The sequence below is a fragment of the Nocardia sp. NPDC050413 genome, assembly GCF_040655475.1.
In the GTDB taxonomy this organism is placed as follows: Bacteria; Actinomycetota; Actinomycetes; order Mycobacteriales; family Mycobacteriaceae; genus Nocardia; species Nocardia coubleae.
In genome coordinates this window covers 286,019-288,482 of sequence record NZ_JBFAJZ010000004.1, presented here as the reverse complement: position 1 = coordinate 288,482, position 2,464 = coordinate 286,019, and the positions used below count along the sequence as shown (strand labels likewise).

The window sequence follows — 2,464 nt, the reverse complement described above, 5'->3', positions numbered from 1 at the left end:
GACACTTGATCACCACGCTCTGGTGGCGGCGTTGCCGAGAGGCGGCCGCCACCAGAGCCGTGATGATCTTGCTCGAAGTGGCGTCAGCGCACGGTTTTCGAGGTCGCGACGGCGGTCTGGGTGAAGGCTCGGACCATGGCTGTTTCGCCGCTGCTGCGCCAGACGAGTCCGTAGGCGACCGGTGCTGTGTCGGTGAACGGGAGATACGTGATCGTGGGGCGGGCGTAGTAGTCGGCGCCTTGCGCCGCGCATACCGCGACACCGCGATCCGCCGCGACCAGCGTGAGCAGTTCCTGCCACGACGTGGCGGCCTCGATCGGTCGGGTGCCGTCCGACGGCGACGGAATGAATTCGTCCAGGAAGTACTGCGGCAGACCAGCGATCGTGATGCTGGTTTCACCTTTCAGATCCTCGACATTCACCGCGTCGCGGTCGGCCAGCCGATGTCCGGTCGACACGGCGAGGACCCGCTGGTCGAAGAAGATCGCGGGCCCGGAGACGAGATCCGGTTCGTCGACGGGGAATTCGATGAGAGCCAGATCTAGGTCGCCTTCGCGTAACGGGCCGTAGCGATCCGACAGCTGAACCTCACAGACCACCACCTCGCAGTCGGGATGGTCGGTGCGAAACGCGTCCGCGATCCGCAGGATCGCCTCGCCGGCCAAGGGACTGGAGAACCCGACTGCCAGGGTGCCGCCGATACCGCGTGCGGCGTCGGTGGCCCGCGCGAGCGATGCCACGATGCCGAGGTGATGCGGCTCCAGATCGGCGAACAGACGCCTGCCGATCGGTGTGAGCGAGACCCGGCGGCTGGTGCGGTCGAACAGCGGCGCGCCGATGCGGTGCTCGAGTGTTTTGATCAGCTGGCTCACCCGGCCGCGGGACAGGTGCAGCCGCTCGGCGGTCCGCCCGAAATGCAGCTCCTGCGCGAGAATCCGGAAAGCCTCGAGCTCTTGCCAGTCCATCTACCACCCTCCATGATCGGTTAGTCTGCCTAACCGACGCGTTAGAACTTTACCGTTGTTCTCGGCATCACCGCTGGTCGAAGCTTGATTACTGCCACCTGTCCAAGGGTGGCCGCGTGTCGAGGAACGGATGAAAAATGGTTCTGTCAGAAGCCGACAGCGACCGCATGAGCGGTCGCGTGTGGGGGATGTTGCCGGGTCTCGGTGCGCTGGTCATGGTCTTCGGTCTTCGCTCGCCGGTGCGGGTGACGGCATGACGATCACAGTGGACTCCTTCGCCGCGATCGAGGAGGAATTCAACGCTTACGTAGGCGCGATCGTCTCGGCGACGATGGTCACCGTCGACGCGAAGGACCGGCCACGCACCCGGGTGCTCATTCCCGTCTGGGAGGTGGTCGACGGGCAACCGCTCGGCTGGCTGGCCACCTTCAAGACCCGAGTCAAGGCGGCTCATATCGCGGGCAACCCGTACACCAGCTTTTCGTACTGGGAGCCGAGGAACAATTCCGTCGCGGTCGACGCGCACGCCGAATGGGTCGACGACGTGGACGTCAAAGCTCATGTGTGGCGCCTGTATCGCGAGACGAGCCCACGCGGCGCCGGTTACAACCTCGGTGCCTTCTGGCACTCACCGAGTGATCCGCGGTTGCATGTGCTGCGGTTGACGCCGTGGCGGGTGCAGGTCATTCGTGGTGTGGATCTGCGCAGCAGGATCTGGAAGCCCGCTGCTAAACAGTGAATTCGGCGATCCACCCCGGCGATCGTCGGGGTGGACCCGGGTTGTCAGCGACGGAGCAGGCCGGCGAGCCCTTCGAGAAGCAGGTTCAATCCGAAGGAGAAATCAGCTGTACCCGAATGCTTTCCGTCGATGACGAGCGAGGCCAGAGTGTGCATGTGCGGATGCGTTTCGGTCGGGATGAGTGGAAGGAATTCCTCTGCGGACGAGGCGTATTCGGAGGGGTCGAGGGGGAAATTGATGGCTTGGAGCGTGAAGCCGTAGATGTGGCTGTCGAGGGCGTTCCAGGCGCAGTCGGCTTGTTCGTAGGTGAAGCCCGCGGCGATCAGGCAGGCCAGGGTCGCTTCGACATAGCGCAGCATCGCGGGGCCGACATTCACCCGCGAGCCGAGCAGGCCAGTGGCCCATCGGTGCCGGAGCAGGACCTCGTGGGCCGAAATCGCGCGACGGCGTAGTTCTTCCTGCCAGTCACCACCCGCCACGGGCACGTAGATCTCCTCGACCACCAGGTCGATGAGCCCGTCGAGGATGTCCTCCTTGTGGGCGACATGGTTGTACAGCGACATGGCTTCGACGCCGAGCGCCTTGGCGAGCTTGCGCATCGACAGTGCGTCGAGGCTCTCCGCATCGGCCAGGGCGATCGCCGCCCGCAGGATTCGTTCCCTGCTCAACGGGGTACGTGGCGGCATGTTTTCCTCCTTGACCTACTTACGGCGTAAGCGTAGCGTCTGAGGTCAGCGACTTACGCTGTAAGTGCGAAGGA

Annotated in this window: 3 protein-coding genes; 1 reads left to right on the top strand and 2 read right to left on the bottom strand. The window is 64.3% G+C overall.

Annotated features, from left to right (window positions below; translation table 11 throughout):
• Positions 1–83: 83 nt before the first annotated feature.
• Positions 84–965, bottom strand: a complete 882-nt coding sequence (locus tag AB0I19_RS13705) for a LysR family transcriptional regulator (protein ID WP_357148308.1) — start codon at positions 963–965, stop codon at positions 84–86.
• A gap of 253 nt (positions 966–1,218) precedes the next feature.
• Between AB0I19_RS13705 and AB0I19_RS13700 the strand changes: the two genes are divergently transcribed.
• Positions 1,219–1,704 (top strand): pyridoxamine 5'-phosphate oxidase family protein, encoded by a 486-nt coding sequence (locus AB0I19_RS13700; RefSeq protein WP_357148305.1) that lies wholly within the window; start codon positions 1,219–1,221, stop codon positions 1,702–1,704.
• A gap of 44 nt (positions 1,705–1,748) precedes the next feature.
• Here the strand turns inward: AB0I19_RS13700 and AB0I19_RS13695 are convergent, their stop codons facing one another.
• The gene (locus tag AB0I19_RS13695) at positions 1,749–2,390 is read right to left on the bottom strand and encodes a TetR/AcrR family transcriptional regulator C-terminal domain-containing protein (protein WP_357148303.1); all 642 of its coding nucleotides are present in this window, start codon (positions 2,388–2,390) and stop codon (positions 1,749–1,751) included.
• Between the last annotated feature and the right edge of the window lie 74 nt (positions 2,391–2,464).